15 protein-coding genes are annotated in these 16,023 nt (G+C 32.2%); 11 read left to right on the top strand and 4 right to left on the bottom strand.

From position 1 onward, the window contains the following. Positions 1–9: 9 nt before the first annotated feature. The 5 genes from LQ622_RS04190 to LQ622_RS15030 all read left to right on the top strand — a co-directional run bounded on the left by LQ622_RS04190 (position 10) and on the right by LQ622_RS15030 (position 3,675). On the top strand, positions 10–561 hold the full coding sequence (locus LQ622_RS04190) for an RDD family protein (protein WP_204170161.1): 552 nt from the start codon (positions 10–12) through the stop codon (positions 559–561). A gap of 79 nt (positions 562–640) precedes the next feature. Further along, a complete protein-coding gene (gene tpx, locus LQ622_RS04195) occupies positions 641–1,141 on the top strand; it encodes a thiol peroxidase (RefSeq protein ID WP_025905504.1) in 501 nt (166 codons plus the stop codon). Positions 1,142–1,201: 60 nt separating this feature from the next. Further along, a complete protein-coding gene (locus LQ622_RS04200; RefSeq protein ID WP_037588518.1) occupies positions 1,202–2,146 on the top strand; it encodes a class I SAM-dependent methyltransferase in 945 nt (314 codons plus the stop codon). 75 nt (positions 2,147–2,221) lie between these two features. Beyond that, positions 2,222–3,418 (top strand): acetate kinase, encoded by a 1,197-nt coding sequence (locus tag LQ622_RS04205; protein WP_037588517.1) that lies wholly within the window; start codon positions 2,222–2,224, stop codon positions 3,416–3,418. A 128-nt stretch (positions 3,419–3,546) separates the two neighbouring features. After that, on the top strand, positions 3,547–3,675 hold the full coding sequence (locus tag LQ622_RS15030; RefSeq protein ID WP_257213200.1) for a hypothetical protein: 129 nt from the start codon (positions 3,547–3,549) through the stop codon (positions 3,673–3,675). A gap of 571 nt (positions 3,676–4,246) precedes the next feature. Here LQ622_RS15030 and LQ622_RS04210 read toward each other — a convergent pair. Next, the gene (locus LQ622_RS04210; RefSeq protein WP_025904325.1) at positions 4,247–4,753 is read right to left on the bottom strand and encodes a universal stress protein; all 507 of its coding nucleotides are present in this window, start codon (positions 4,751–4,753) and stop codon (positions 4,247–4,249) included. Positions 4,754–4,985: 232 nt separating this feature from the next. Here LQ622_RS04210 and ald point away from each other — a divergent pair, with 232 nt between their 5' ends. Both ald and LQ622_RS04220 read left to right on the top strand, forming a co-directional pair. After that, positions 4,986–6,098 carry an alanine dehydrogenase gene (ald, locus tag LQ622_RS04215; RefSeq protein WP_204252562.1) on the top strand — a complete coding sequence of 371 codons (1,113 nt, stop codon included), beginning with the start codon at positions 4,986–4,988 and terminating at the stop codon, positions 6,096–6,098. 124 nt (positions 6,099–6,222) lie between these two features. Continuing rightward, complete coding sequence (locus tag LQ622_RS04220; protein ID WP_239762022.1) at positions 6,223–7,116, top strand: nuclease-related domain-containing protein; 894 nt, start codon at positions 6,223–6,225, stop codon at positions 7,114–7,116. A gap of 301 nt (positions 7,117–7,417) precedes the next feature. Here LQ622_RS04220 and LQ622_RS04225 read toward each other — a convergent pair whose 3' ends face one another. Further along, entirely contained in the window at positions 7,418–8,047 is a 630-nt protein-coding gene (locus tag LQ622_RS04225; RefSeq protein ID WP_239762021.1) for a copper homeostasis protein CutC, read from the bottom strand. Continuing rightward, the gene (locus LQ622_RS04230; RefSeq protein ID WP_103354277.1) at positions 8,044–9,099 is read right to left on the bottom strand and encodes a M24 family metallopeptidase; all 1,056 of its coding nucleotides are present in this window, start codon (positions 9,097–9,099) and stop codon (positions 8,044–8,046) included. Before LQ622_RS04230 ends, LQ622_RS04225 begins: the two co-directional genes overlap by 4 nt. Before the next feature lie 111 nt (positions 9,100–9,210). Between LQ622_RS04230 and LQ622_RS04235 the strand changes: the two genes are divergently transcribed. Both LQ622_RS04235 and LQ622_RS04240 read left to right on the top strand, forming a co-directional pair. After that, positions 9,211–9,900, top strand: a complete 690-nt coding sequence (locus LQ622_RS04235) for a metal-dependent hydrolase (protein WP_037588512.1) — start codon at positions 9,211–9,213, stop codon at positions 9,898–9,900. Positions 9,901–10,095: 195 nt separating this feature from the next. After that, on the top strand, positions 10,096–11,391 hold the full coding sequence (locus LQ622_RS04240) for a DRTGG domain-containing protein (RefSeq protein ID WP_037588511.1): 1,296 nt from the start codon (positions 10,096–10,098) through the stop codon (positions 11,389–11,391). A 34-nt stretch (positions 11,392–11,425) separates the two neighbouring features. Here the strand turns inward: LQ622_RS04240 and LQ622_RS04245 are convergent, their stop codons facing one another. After that, positions 11,426–11,776: a YtpI family protein gene (locus LQ622_RS04245; protein WP_049318664.1), complete on the bottom strand. Its 351-nt coding sequence runs from the start codon at positions 11,774–11,776 to the stop codon at positions 11,426–11,428. A 74-nt stretch (positions 11,777–11,850) separates the two neighbouring features. Here LQ622_RS04245 and LQ622_RS04250 point away from each other — a divergent pair, with 74 nt between their 5' ends. Then, positions 11,851–12,777: a DHH family phosphoesterase gene (locus tag LQ622_RS04250; RefSeq protein WP_204252566.1), complete on the top strand. Its 927-nt coding sequence runs from the start codon at positions 11,851–11,853 to the stop codon at positions 12,775–12,777. Positions 12,778–12,788: 11 nt separating this feature from the next. Beyond that, the gene (locus LQ622_RS04255) at positions 12,789–15,980 is read left to right on the top strand and encodes a DNA polymerase III subunit alpha (RefSeq protein ID WP_239762020.1); all 3,192 of its coding nucleotides are present in this window, start codon (positions 12,789–12,791) and stop codon (positions 15,978–15,980) included. The last annotated feature ends 43 nt before the right edge of the window (positions 15,981–16,023 follow it).

Below are 16,023 nucleotides of genomic sequence, written 5' to 3' on the forward strand. Positions count from 1 at the left end.
GGGATTGTAATGACAGAAACAAGTTATGAACAAGTCGCTACTACACGTGAACAAAGTGAAATTGAGCGTACTGTCAATAAATATATGTCTGATATTAAATCCATCGTATTTGCTGGATTCTGGGTCCGATTTTTAGCTTATATCATCGATATTTTAGCTTTAGCAGGATTTAAAGGTATTGTGTTAAGTCCGATATTTGCACTTACAGATATCAATGATTCTTATCTATGGGTGCCATACTTCAGTGTTGAAAATATGGCTAGTGCCTTAATATTTTATTTATATTTCGTGTTGATGACGTATTATTTTAAAGCAACACTAGGCAAGATGATTTTAGGTTTAAGTGTCTATCGAGAAGATGCTCAACCGCTCAAATTGAAGGATGTCCTATTTAGAGAATGGATCGGACGAATTATTTCTGGCGCATTGTTAGGCATTCCATATATTGTAGTAGCATTTACGAAAAAGCATAAAGGTATTCATGACTATTTTGGGGAAACAGTCGTTCTCAAAAACAAATATGTTCAAATGAGAAAAGACTTCCAAAATATGATTGGATAACTAAGTTATAATCAAAAGAATTTTAAAGTCTCTTTAATCATGATAAAATATATTTATCAAGAATAAGGAGGCTTTTTTTATGGCGCAAGTTACATTCAAGAATGAACCAATTACAATATTAGGTGAGGAAGTTAAAGTAGGTTCAGTAGCACCTGATTTTACTGTATTAGCAAACGACCTATCTGAAAAGACATTAAAAGACTATGAAGGTAAAAAGAAACTTATTAGTGCCGTACCTTCTTTAGATACAGGCGTGTGCAGTCAACAAACACGTAAATTTAATGAAGAAGCTGCAAATGAACAAGATGGCGTTGTCTTAACAATTTCTAACGACTTACCATTTGCTCAAAAAAGATGGTGTGCAGCTGAAGGTTTAGATAATGTGATTACATTAAGTGACCACCGTGATTTATCATTTGGTGAGAACTATGGTGTTATCATGAAAGAACTTCGTTTATTAGCACGTTCAGTATTTGTTTTGGACAAAGATAATAAAGTTGTTTATGCAGAAATAGTGAGTGAAGGTACAAACCATCCTGACTATGACAAAGCTTTAGAAGCATTCAAAAATTTAGACTAATTAACAACCATAAACTGCTGTCCATTTAGTGGACAGCTTTTTATACGAAAGAGGGCAATTATGACTGAAGAAAAGAATATGATGGAAGTATTATTTGAAAAACTTGATGTAAAAAGTAAAGACCTCCACGACGAGAATGGACAAAGTTATATAGAGAATCTTGGTTTGGCGATGGAAGACATTTATACAAACCAAAGAGATCTTTTAGAACAATCAACATTACAAGAACGAAGAAAAGCGTTCCAATTTGCTTATTTAAGTTTATTAAAAGAAGAAGTAATACAACCCAATCATCAAATGACGCCAGATTCAATTGGGTTTATTTTAAGCTACCTTGTAAACTTATTTAATAAAAACAAAAAAGAATTAAACATTGTAGATATTGCAAGTGGTACAGGACATTTGAGTGCAACAATCAATGAACAAAATCAAGACAAGACATTGATGCACCACTTGATTGAAGTAGATCCTGTATTACAACGTGTAAGTATACATTTAGCTAACTTCTTAGAAATACCATTTGATGTATACCCACAAGATGCTATTATGCCACTACCATTAGAAGAAGCAGATGTCATTGTCGGCGATTTACCAGTCGGATATTATCCACTTGATGAACGCAGTAAAGAGATGAAATTAGGCTTTGATGAAGGGCATAGTTATAGTCATTATTTATTATTAGAACAAGCTGTTACAGCAACTAGACCAGGTGGGTATGTATTCTTAATCGTACCAACAAATATCTTTGAAGGCGAAGAAGTGAAACAGCTTCAAAAATATATTGCAACAGAAACAGAAATGCAAGCATTTTTAAACTTTCCTAATTCACTGTTCAAGACAGAACAATCACGTAAATCACTATTGATTTTACAGAAGAAAGACCCTGGAATTACTAAGAGCGTTGAAGTATTGCTAGCAAACATACCAGATTTCAAGGCACAATCTCAATTGCAAACGTTTTTATCTGAAGTAGATGAATGGATGAAAGAAAATCATTCTTTATAAACTGTATTAATGCTTGATTCATAACTGTATTAGTGTTTAAATAGTATAGAATAGTATTATCAGGAGGAAGTCTAAATGACAAAAATTATAGCAATTAATGCTGGTAGCTCATCTTTAAAATTCCAATTATTTGAGATGCCTGAAGAAAAAGTTATCACAAAAGGATTAATCGAACGTATCGGATTGAAAAATTCAATTTTCTCAATTACGGTTGACGGGGAAAAAATCACAAAAACATTAGATATTGAAAATCATGAAGTTGCAGTAAACATCATGATTGAAGCTTTAAAAGAGCACAATATCATCGAAGACATTAATGACATTCAAGGTACTGGTCATCGTGTTGTTCATGGCGGAGAATTATTCCCAGAATCAGCACTTGTTACTGATGATGTATTAGCTAAAATCGAATCATTAACTGATTTAGCACCTTTACACAATCCTGCAAACATCATGGGTATTAAAGCATTTAGAAAATTATTGCCAAGTATCCCACATGTTGCAGTATTCGATACATCATTCCACCAAACTATGCCAGAAGAATCATATTTATACAGCTTACCTTACAACTTCTATAAAGATTTCGGTATTCGTAAATATGGTTTCCATGGTACAAGTCATAAATATGTATCTGAAAGAGCAGCAGAATTATTAGATCGTCCTTTAGATCAATTAAGAATTATCTCTTGTCATATCGGTAATGGTGCTTCTATTGCTGCAATTGACGGTGGTAAATCAGTTGATACTTCAATGGGCTTCACACCATTAGCAGGTGTTACAATGGGTACACGTTCAGGTAACCTTGACCCAGCTTTAATTCCATACATCATGGAGAAAACTGGTAAAAATGCTGAAGAAGTATTAAATATCCTTAATAAAGAATCAGGTTTACTTGGTATCTCAGGTTCATCAAGTGACTTAAGAGATATCGAGCAAGACGCTAACGAAGGTAACGAACGTGCTAAATTAGCATTAGATGTATTCGCATCTAGAATCCATAAATATATGGGGTCATATGCTACAAGAATGCACGGCTTAGATGCAATTGTATTTACAGCTGGTGTAGGGGAAAACTCTGACACAGTTCGTGCTAAAGTATTAGAAGGATTAGAATTCATGGGTGTTTATTGGGATCAACGCTTAAACACAGGTTTACGTGGAGAAGAAGCGTTCATCAACTACCCACATTCACCAGTAAAAGTTATTGTAATTCCAACTGACGAAGAAGTTATGATCGCACGTGATGTTGTGAAATTTGGTAACTTAGGATAATAAAGTATATTTTAAAGCGAGGCAGGCGTATCTTATATGTGAATAAGATGCCAGTCTCGTTTTTTTATGTTTAAAAAGTGATTCTACGGTTATATGTAAGTAATGCATGTTCTAAGGAGGATATATAAATGAGACCAGAAAGAGCATTAATGAAATTAGTTAGAATCGTTACACGTAGAGTCGTTAAAGAACAATCAAGAAAACAAAAACAAGAAAATAATCAAAACTTAAAAAATCAAAATAATAATCAAAACTAATTTAAAAGCGTTCAGCCATAAGGTTGAATGTTTTTTTATTAGTATAGAAAATATGTGAAAATGAGTAATAGGTTTATGTGATTGAGGGGAGATGTGAGTTAAAGGTGGAGTAAACTCACAAGATTAGAAAAGATGTGAGTTAAAGGCGGAATAAACTCACGAGATTGAAAAACATGTGAGTTAAAGGTGGAGTAAACCCACGAGATTAGAAAACATGTGAGTTAAAGGTGGAATAAACTCACGAGATTGTGAAACATGTGAGTTAAAGAGGTAGTAAACCCACGAGATTGGTGAACATGTGAGTTAAAGATGGAGTAAACTCACGAGATTAGAAAACATGTGAGTTAAAGGGGGAATAAACTCACGAGATTGAAAAAGATGTGAGTTAAAGGTAGAGTAAACAAACGAGATTGAAAAAGATGTGAGTTAAAGACGGAATAAATACACGAGATTGGTGAACATGTGAGTTAAAGACGGAGTAAACTCACGAGATTTAAAAAACTTATAAAAATCTATTTAAAAATGAAAAAAGCGTCCAGCCATTACGACTGAACGCTTTTCTTCTGTCTATTTATTTACCTTCGTGGTGTTCTTCGAATAGTTCTTTTGTTGCTACAACTGGTTCGAAATCTTCAGGCATTGTTTCTGTTCTTACTACTAGAACGTCACATGGTGAGTTTCTCACAATTGATTCTGATACAGAACCAACGATAAATCGTTCTACTGCATTTAATCCTGAAGTACCACACATGATTAAATCTACGTCAAATTCTACTGCTAATTTTTTAGGAATAACTGTTTTTGGAGATCCGAATTCAAGTTTAGTCGCTACGTTATGAACACCATTATTCTCAGCGAATTCTTTATATCCAGATAATAAACTTTCAGCAAAACTTGTTGCTTTATTTACTATTTGAGTATCATAGGCTTCAACACTTGCATATGATCTAGAATCTACAACGTTAACAATTGTTAATTTAGCGTCATTACGTTTAGCAACGGCTACAGCTTTATTATAAGCCCATTCTGATTCAGTTGATCCGTCTACTGCAATTAAAATATTTTTGTAACTTAACATAGAAACCGCCTCCTAGTTCTTTTGTTTAATTATATCATAATTTTCTGAAAAAATAACATTATAAACTTTTAAATAATAGGGAATTTACACGATTTTTATATAATGTATGTTAAAATTGGTTGTAGTAAGAAAATTTAAAAAATTTAGAAAATAAGGATAATATAAAAATTGAATAATAATGATTGCGCTTTCAAATTTGTGGCGTTATGATAAAAACAAGGAGGAATGAAAAATGATTATTGGAGTACCAAGAGAGATAAAAAATAACGAAAATAGGGTGGCATTAACACCTAGTGGCGTGGCAAGTTTAGTTGCACAAAATCATGTTGTTAAAGTAGAAACTGAGGCAGGGTTAGGTTCACAATTTACTAACGAAGATTATCAACAAGCTGGAGCAGAAATTGTAAGTCAAGAAGAAGCATGGAATGTTGAAATGGTTATGAAAGTTAAAGAACCATTACAAGAAGAATACCAGTTCTTCAAGAAAGACTTAATCCTATTTACATACTTACATTTAGCTGCTGAAGAATCTTTAACAAATGCATTACTAGAAAATGAAGTAACTGCAATTGCTTATGAAACTGTTCAGTTAAGCGATCGTTCATTACCTTTACTAGCGCCAATGAGTGAAGTAGCAGGAAGAATGTCAACTCAAATTGGTGCGCAATTCCTACAAAAAACACACGGAGGCATTGGAATATTATTATCTGGTGTGCCAGGTGTTAAAAGAGGGAGAGTAACAATAATCGGTGGAGGCCAAGCAGGAACAAATGCTGCTAAAATGGCAGTTGGTCTTGGAGCAGACGTTACGATTATTGACTTAAATCCTACACGTTTACAACAATTAGATGATCTATTTGGTGCAAGCGTGCAAACGATGATGTCATCACCATTAAATATTGAAGAAGCAGTTGTTGAAAGTGATTTAGTAATTGGATCAGTACTTATCCCAGGCGCTAAAGCACCGAAACTTGTAACTGAAGAAATGGTTAAGAAAATGAAACCAGGTTCAGTATTAGTAGACATCGCGATTGACCAAGGTGGTTCATTCGAAACATCAGATAGAATTACGACACACGATGATCCAACATATGTTAAACATGGTGTCGTACACTATGCAGTTGCTAATATGCCAGGAGCAGTTCCAAGAACATCTACAATTGCATTAAATAATGCAACAACTCCATATGCAATTCAATTAGCAAACAAAGGCTACGTTAAAGCATGTCAAGATAACGAAGCACTTGCTAAAGGATTAAACACAATACATGGTAAATTAACATATAAAGAAGTTGCAAAAGCTTTTGATAAAGAATACACACCTTATCAAGAAGTTTTGAGATAAAATTTTTAAAAAATGTCTAACTCAGATTGCTGAGTTGGACATTTTTTTAATTTATGCAACTTGCTGAAAATGAGTGGAATACCTATAATTTGATTACATATTATTATTAACAGCAGGTGATTACATGAATAAAAACGAATATTTTTCTTATCTAAAAGCAATCGAAGGCAGAACGAATTTGAATATTGATCAAAGAAAAGAATTGTATATTAACCAATCTGGTTTGGAAGGAGAAATGTATTTTAAAGCAATATTAGACACTATCGTTGATGTTCAATATCTATATAATTTAGAAATAGGAAGCTCAAATCATATACAAATTGATTTTCTAGTTGTTTCATCAACAAAAATCTATATTTTCGAAGTTAAACACTATACTGGCGATTGGTATTTTGAAGAAGAATATATTAAATGTACGAATAGTTTAAGATACCCGTCACCACATTTACAAACAAATAAAATAGAAAACAATATACAATCAATCGTTAATACTCACAACATTCCAAGAGAAATTGAAACCTTTATTATATTTACAAACAGTCATTTCAATCTACATGGCAAAAGACCACAAAATCAAGCAATACTACTTCCTCAAGAACTTTCTATAGTTCCTCATCTCATTGATACAAATCATCAAGAAGCTAATCAAGAAATCTTAAATATTTTTAAGCAATATGAATCTATTCATTCAACCTTTTACCAAAAGGATATCAATATTCTTGAAGATAAAGTTGCATCTGGTTTAAGATGCCCAAATTGTAGAAAATTATTTACTATTACTTATAAGAAAAACCAACATAACTATACATGCTGTTACTGTAAAAAGCAGTTAGGGCTTGAAGAGTTAATATATTTCAATTTAAAAGAACTTTTTATCATAAAGAGAAAACCATTTGATTTTATTGAAGCTCAAGCATGGTGTGATCCTATACCAAAACATACAGTTAGAAGAGTATGTAATAAATACTTCAAAAATACAAATATGCGAAATAAGAAATTTTATCTAGAAAAAAGTTAAAATATGTGAAGGTGATATTTTTCAAATAACATCCGTAAATTATTTAGTTTTTGGTACATAGGGTGTATCAAAATCTTATAAGGTATTCCATAGTAACAAAAGTCGGTTGAATTGTAACTAAGGCCACCCATAGTAACAAAAGTCGGTCGAAGTGTGACTAAGGCACTCCATAGTAACAAAAGTCGTCGAAAGTGTAACTAAGCGCCCGCCCACACCAACAAAAACATTAATATAAACCCATAAAATATATCAATAACTCCACCAAAAAACCTGAGACGAATTTCGTCTCAGGTTTTTCTATTTATACGATTTTTGTACCGTGTACTTCATCGAATGGTATGTCTTCTATGAGTTGTGATAAGTTATCTTTATTGAGTCCGCCACCTGGCATGATTGTGATATTGCCTTTTGAGTGAATCAACAATTTACCTAAATGGTTAATGTTATCAAATATCTCACTATCACTAGGTCCGCCATGTGTTAGTAGGCGACTGAATTGGTGTTTAATTAACCAGTCTAATGATTTTAATTGATGATAGGGATTAATAGAATCAAACGCCATATGACAAGCTGCAGGTATGATACCACATGTTTCTTTTAATGCTTTCATCTTCCATTCGTCAAGATGTCCGTGTTCATCTAAACAGCCAAATACAAATGCATCAACTTTCAAATCTTTCAATTGTAATATATCTTGTCGCATGATTTCGTATTCGAAATAATTATAGTTAAAATCTCCACCGCGAGGTCTAATCATGACAGCGACTTCGACGTTATGTTGATGACATAGTTCTACTGCAATCTTTACCATTCCGTAACTTGGTGTTGTCCCACCAACTGAAAGGTTGTCGCAAAGTTCTATTCGATTTGCACCATTTTTAATCGCTTGTTCAATTTGCGAAATTGTTTCTACACAAGCTTCTTTAATCATTTTTGGTAGCCTGTTAGTATGCGATGTCCGTCTTCAGTTACAACGATATCGTCTTCAATTCTAACGCCAGCAACACCAGGAACGTATATTCCAGGTTCAACTGTTAATACCATGCCTGGTTTGAATTCATCCGTATTAGCACTGGAAATGTCTGGGAATTCATGGACGCTTAATCCAAGTCCGTGACCAAGTCTATGTGGGAAGTATTCACCATAACCAGCATTGCTAATAATATCTCTAGCTACTTTATCGCAGTCAGCAATTTTAGCACCTGGTTTAATCATTTCAATCGCTTGTTTGTTAGCATCAAGTACGACATTGTAAATTTCTTGTGCTTTATCAGAAGGTGTACCGAATGGAACAGTTCTAGTGATATCTGAACAATAACCTTTATAAATGACACCTAGGTCAAATAGTACATATTCGTTTTCTTTTAAAGTTCTTTCTCCTGGTGTACCATGAGGAGCTGCTGCATGATCGCCGAATAATACCATAGTATCAAAGCTCATCTTAGAAATACCATGTTGTTTCATAGTTGTTTCAATATGATTTAATACTTCAATTTCAGAAACGCCAACTTCTAATTTATCAACGCCAGCTTGAATCGCTAAATCTGCATATTTAGCCGCTTCTTGTAACAACTCAATCTCGTCATTTGTTTTTACATTTCTAATATCTTTCAATACTTGATCAATATCAACAATTGTTTCAACATTAAATGCTTTTTCAATTTCACGAAGTCTTTTAACTGATAAATGCTCTGATTCAATTGCGAAAGTTTTATAAGATTGTTGTTCAATTAAATCGAATGGTGATTCTGTATCTAAGTATCCAACGATGTTTCCAGTGAAGCCTGCATTTTTAGCTTCTTCTACTTCCATTTTTGGACAAAATAGTGTTTCTTCACCATCTTTAGTGACTAATAAACTAAATAGACGTTCATGTGGTTCAGATAAATAACCTGTTAAATAAAAGATGTTTAAAGGCGTTGTAATCCATGCTGCGTCCGCACCTTTATCTTTTAAAAATGTTGCAATTTCATTATGTTCCATTATTCTTCCTCCCAAATCTCTTTCTTACATCATTATTTTAGACTTCTTGATTCATAAATTCAAATTTAGGGTATATAATATACGGAAAAGACAATGTGAGGAGGGAGATTCATGAAAGTATCATTTCATGGACAATCAGTAATCTATTTTGAAAGTAAAGGACATAAAGTGATTGTGGATCCATTTATAACAGGGAATCCATTATCAGATTTAACGGCAGATGAAGTAGAAGCAGATTATATTATATTAACTCATGGTCATGGCGATCATTTAGGTGATACTGTTAGCATTGCAAAAAGAACTGGTGCAACTGTTATAGCGTTACCTGAAGCGATTGATTATTTATCTAATAAACACGGATTAGAAAACTTACATCCAATGAATATTGGTGGGAATATTGAATTTAATTTTGGAAAAGTAAAATATGTGCAAGCCTTTCATAGTAATAGCTTTACAGAAGAAAATGGAGAAATCATCTATTTAGGTATGCCAGCTGGAATTGTATTAGAAACTGAAGCGGGTACAATTTATCATACAGGTGACACTGGTTTATTCAGCGATATGAAATTAATTGCAGATAGACACCCAGTTGATTTGTGCTTTATTCCGATAGGCGACAACTTTACAATGGGCATTGATGATGCAAGTTATGCAGTTAATGAATTTATCAAGCCGAAAAAAGTAGTACCTATTCATTACGATACATTTGACTTTATTAAACAAGACCCTAAAGATTTTGAAAAAGCTGTAACGGAATCAGAAGTTCACATTTTAAAACCTGGTGAATCGGTAGAATTATAAATGAATATGGTAGTAAGTTTAGTAAGCTGAGATGATTTTGTCATCTCAGCTTTTAAGTTTAAGAAGTAAATCTGTATAAAATACTTAATTTAATAAGCGTTGTTTCAATCTTTTATTTAATTTTTAAGATATCATTTAAGACATTAAAAATGTATAATAGAAAGTAATTCATAAAATTTGATAGAGGGTATAAACATGACGAAACATGAGCAAATTATTAAGTATATTGAATCGTTATCTGTTGGACATAAAATCTCTGTCAGACAGATAGCGAAAGATTTAAACGTCTCTGAAGGTACAGCCTATCGTGCAATTAAAGAAGCGGATAATCAAGGGCTTGTAGCATCTATTGATAGAGTAGGGACAGTTAGAATTGAGAGAAAATCTAGAGAACAAATTGAAAATTTAACATTTAATGAAATTGTTAAAATTGTGGATGGTCAAGTATTGGGCGGTAAACAAGGCTTATATAAAACTTTATCAAAATTTGCAATTGGTGCAATGGAATTAAATGATGTCGTTAAATATTTAACTAAAAATACATTGCTGATTGTTGGTAATAGATCAGATGTACAAATGGAAGCTTTAAAAAGAGGTTCTGCTGTTTTAATTACGGGTGGTTTTGAAGCGAATGAAGATATTATAAACTACGCTGACGAACACGAACTTCCGATTATTTTATCAAATTATGATACATTTTTAGTTGCCAATATTATTAATAGAGCTATATATGATCAAATGATTAAAAAAGAAATTTTAATGGTTGAAGATATTATGATTCCTATTGAATCAACTTCTTATTTAGATGATAAACAAAAAGTGCGAGATTGGAATGAATTATCTCAACAAACATCTCATACGCGTTTTCCAGTTGTTGATAGCGAAATGAAAGTTGTAGGTATTTTAACGAGTAAAGATATTGTAAATGAAGAACAAGATAAAAGTATCAGGACGTTGATGACAAAATCACCTATCATTGCACATTTAAATACGACAATCGCAACTTGTGCCCACCTCATGATTTGGGAAGGGATTGAATTGTTGCCTGTTGTATCAACCTCTAAAGTATTAATCGGAATTATTTCTCGTGAAGATGTATTAAAGACGATGCAATTAATGAGTAGACAACCACAAATAGGTGAAACGATTCATGACCAAATTGCAAAGCAAATCACAATGGACAATGGTAATGTTGTGGTGAATATATCTCCACAATTAACGAATCAATTCGGTATGTTAACGAAATCCGTCTATATTGCAGTTATTGAAGAAGCGTTACGTTATGAAATAAGAAAAATGAAAAAATCAGAAATCATGATTGAACATATAGATATTTATTATTTAAAAACTGTTCAAATTGATGACGATGTAGAAGTGAAAATTACAACATTAGATATCGGTAGAATATTTGCTAAATTCGAAGTTACGATGGTGAGCGGTAGTGCGACTGTTGCGAAAGCATTACTGATGTGTCAAATTCTCGAAAAATAAAAAAGCGTTATGTGATACAACGCTTTTTAAAATATTATTGATGTTTTTTTTGTTCGAATTCTTCCCAAGCTTTGTTCTCAATAGGTAAGTTACCTTTAAAGTATTTACTTGCTCTATAGCCATAAGATACGTTTAAAATACCAAAGAATAATAATACTAAAACAATAATATAAGTGACTAATGTTGGGAATAACAATACTTGGTCTGCTGCAAATGCGATCATAAATATACCAAAGTAAAATCTTGAACGCGCTTTATGATAAGCTTTTCTAACGTCACGTTTCGTTCTAAATGAACGTGCTAAATTTAAAATAGCAAATATTAAAGCAATAATCATAATTGTTACTGCCAAAGCAACAAGTGTAGACATAATTTCAGATGACATGTTTGATTCCTCCTACCAAGTCGAATTATATCAATTAATAAAATATAAGTAAATATAAAGAAAGAAGGATAACAATGGAAGAAATATTAAATAAAATAAAGCAATATGAAACAATTATTATACATAGGCATGTTAGACCAGACCCAGATGCATACGGCTCTCAATTAGGTTTGAAATATATATTACAAGAGGCTTTTCCTGAGAAGCATATATATGCAGTCGGTCAACCTGAACCGACGTTAACATTTATTGGAGATTTGGATGAAATTGCAGATGACACATATAATGGCGCACTTGTGATTGTTTGTGATACAGCAAACGCACCACGTATAGATGATAGTCGCTATAATACTGGTGACGAATTAATTAAGATTGACCATCATCCACCAGTAGACTCATATGGTGATATTAATTTTGTAAATACAGAAGCATCATCTACAAGTGAAATTATCTTTGATTTAAATAAATCATGGAATTTAAATGGTTCAAACGTAAGTGAGAAAGCAAGTAGAGTGCTATATTTAGGCATCGTTGGTGACACAGGTAGATTCTTATTTGATAATACGTCTACACATACAATGGAAGTTGCAGCAGAGTTAATGACGAAAGAATTCGAACGTACTAAATTACTTAACCAATTGAGTGAAAGAGATCCAGCTTTACTTCACTTCCAAGGATATATTCTTCAGAATTTCAAATATGATGGTGAAGGATTCTGTTCAATTAAAATTACGAAAGATATACTTGAACAATTCAACTTAAAACCTAACGAAGCTTCATTATTCGTGAATACTGTTTCAGATATTAAAGGATTAAAAGCATGGGTATTTGCTGTTGATGAAGGTAAAGAAATAAGATGTAGAATTCGTTCAAAAGGCATAAAAATTAATCATATCGCAGCTAAATATAACGGTGGAGGACATCCAAATGCTTCAGGTGCATCTGTATATAGTTGGGAAGAGTTTGATGCATTAGCAGCAGATATTAAATCTGAAATATAGGAGGTGAGCGCATGGTAAGTCATTTAAATATTCATTCATCATATGATTTGCTTAATTCAAGTATTAGAATCCCAGATGTTGTTCAAAAAGCTAAAAATGAAAATTATCAAGCGCTTGCTCTTACAGATTTAAATGTTCTGCACGGTGCTTTACAATTTTATGATGCATGTATAAAAGAAAATATAAAACCAATCTTCGGATTAACTATTTATTTAGATGACCAACTCAATCAAGTTGAATGTGTGGTCTTAGCTAAAAATATAACAGGCTATCATAATTTAATTAAATTATCTTCTGCTATTTCCATAAAAGAACGATTTTCAGCACCCATTGAATGGGTGAATGCTTATTCAGAAGGACTTATAATCATTGGTAAACAAATCAATGAAGCCAACTATTATTTATTCCAAGCTATAACAATTGATGACAATGATAAATATATTTCACATGATTCTACGATTGATATGAATCATAAGAAAGTTTTTATGAAGTCTGCACTTTATTTGAATGAAGATGATGGTGATAGTTTAATTGCACTTCATGCAATTAAAAATAATGAAAAATTAACGATGAGTGATTTTCAACAAAACTTAAATCATCATTTTTTAACTAAAGAAGATATATCGCAAATTAATGTAGATGAAGCGTACATACAAAACACAGACGAAATAGCTCAAAAATGTCAGGTCGAAATTGAGTATCATCAAGATTTATTACCAAAATATAAAACACCTAATAATCAATCAAGTGATGAATATCTTTGGGAATTATTAATGATGAATAAAGGCAAGTATCCACAATTTAATGAAGTATATGAAAAAAGGCTTCAATACGAATACGATATTATTGTGAAAATGGGATATTCAGATTACTTCCTAATCGTTAGTGACTTAATCAATTATGCGAAAGATCAAAACGTATTAGTTGGACCTGGACGTGGTTCATCTGGTGGATCTCTAGTTAGTTTTATTTTAAATATTACTACTATCGATCCAATTGAATTTGATTTGTTATTTGAAAGATTTTTAAACCCTGAACGTGTGACGATGCCGGATATTGATATCGACTTTCAAGATACTAAGCGAGATAAAGTAATTCAATATGTTCAAGAAAAATACGGTGATAATCGTGTTGCTGGGATTGTAACATACGGTCATCTTCAAGCGAGAGCAGTAGCAAGAGATGTAGGTAGAATATTGCAGTTTGATGATGCTACACTCAATTACATTTCAAAATTAATTCCGCATAAATTAGGTATTACATTAGACGAAGCATTTGAAGATGATGCGTTTAAACAATTTGTTAACCAGAATCATTTGCATGAAAAATGGTTTCAACTAAGTAAACAATTAGAAGGTTTACCGAGACATACATCGACCCATGCAGCAGGTATCATTATTAATGATCAGTCTTTACACCAATTTGTACCTACGATGATGGGTGATACAGGTGTCTTAACGCAATGGACGATGACAGAAACTGAAAAGATCGGTCTATTAAAAATCGACTTTCTTGGTTTAAGAAATTTATCGATTATTCAACAAGTGGTCAATCAAGTGAAATATCAAGAAAATCAAATTGTAGATATTGAAAAAATTCCTTTTGATGATCCTAAAGTCTTTCAACTATTGTCTAAAGGTGAAACAACAGGTATTTTCCAACTTGAATCTCAAGGTGTTAGAAGTGTATTAAAAAGGTTAAAGCCTGACCATTTTCTCGATATAGTAGCAGTTACATCTTTATATAGACCTGGACCGATGGAAGAAATACCAACATATATTAAAAGACGTAGACAAAATGCAGAGATAGAATATTTACATCCAGACTTAAAAGAGATATTGAAATCAACTTATGGCGTTATTATTTATCAAGAACAGATTATGCAGATTGCGAGTAAGTTCGCAGGATTCTCATATGGTGAAGCGGATATTTTGAGACGTGCGATGAGTAAGAAGAACAGAGCAGTGTTAGAAAATGAAAGAAAACATTTCGTGAATGGTAGCTTGGAAAGAGGTTACGAGGAATCAACAGCTGTAAAAATATTTGATTTAATACTGAAGTTTGCAGACTATGGTTATCCAAAAGCACATGCAGTTGCATATAGTAAAATTGCGTATATCATGACTTATTTGAAAGTGCATTATCCGACATACTTTTATGCTGCGATTCTTTCTAATGTAGTTGGTAATGAAGTTAAGACAGAACAAATGGTAACAGAACTTAAAAGAATTGGTGTGAAAATATATCCACCGTCCATTAATCATAGTGAATGGTTCTATAAAGCAACTAAAAAAGGTATATATACATCACTTGGTGCAATTAAAAGCGTTGGTTATCAAAGTGTAAAAGTCATTGTTGATGAAAGAAAAACAAACGGAACGTATAAAGATATGTTTGATCTTGTACATCGATTACCAAGTAAGGCTAAAAGTAAGAAATTGATACAAGCACTTATATATGCTGGCGCTTTAGATGATTTTGGTCAGACTAGAGCGACGTTGTTACAGTCTATTGACGATGTTTATGAAAGTAGCGAGTCTGTCGGAGATTCTAATAATTTATTGAAAGAATTAGGTTTGAACGTTAAGAAAGAATTTAAAGAAGTTGAAGAAATGCCTAATCTTATGAAAAGTGAATATGAAAAAGAATACTTAGGGTTCTATGCAACTGAGCATCCAATCATTTCATTATTCAATCAACATCAATATTTATCAATTTATCCATTAAGAATAGACTATAATAAAGTACCGATGCTCGTAATGATTGCGTCACTAAGAAAAATAAGAACTAAAAAAGGACAAAATATGGCTTTTGTCAATTTAATAGACGGATTAAATGAAGTTGAAGGGGTTATATTCCCTGATGCATATAAACAAATTGAAACAACTGATATTACAAATGTCCCAGTAATTATCAATGGCAAATTCGAAAAAAGAAATGGTAAGACACAAATGATTATTAATCAAATAGATACATTAGAAGCATTTAAACAACATAAATTTAATACGACAAAAGAAGTCGTCGTAAGAAATGTAGAAGATTTAGCTGAGTGGATAACAAATGACCACGATCGTCATATTAAAGTAACGTATTTTAATGATAAAGATTATAGTTCAAAAATGCTTGGTTATTTAAACTTAAATCATGGTAACTTTGAAGAATTTATTCATAAAATAGGTTATGAAAATGTACGTCTTTTATAGGCTTTATTAATTAAATAATTTATGCTATAGTATTCTTCATGGT

The organism is Mammaliicoccus sp. N-M50 (assembly GCF_022386995.1).
In the GTDB taxonomy this organism is placed as follows: Bacteria; Bacillota; Bacilli; order Staphylococcales; family Staphylococcaceae; genus Mammaliicoccus; species Mammaliicoccus sciuri_A.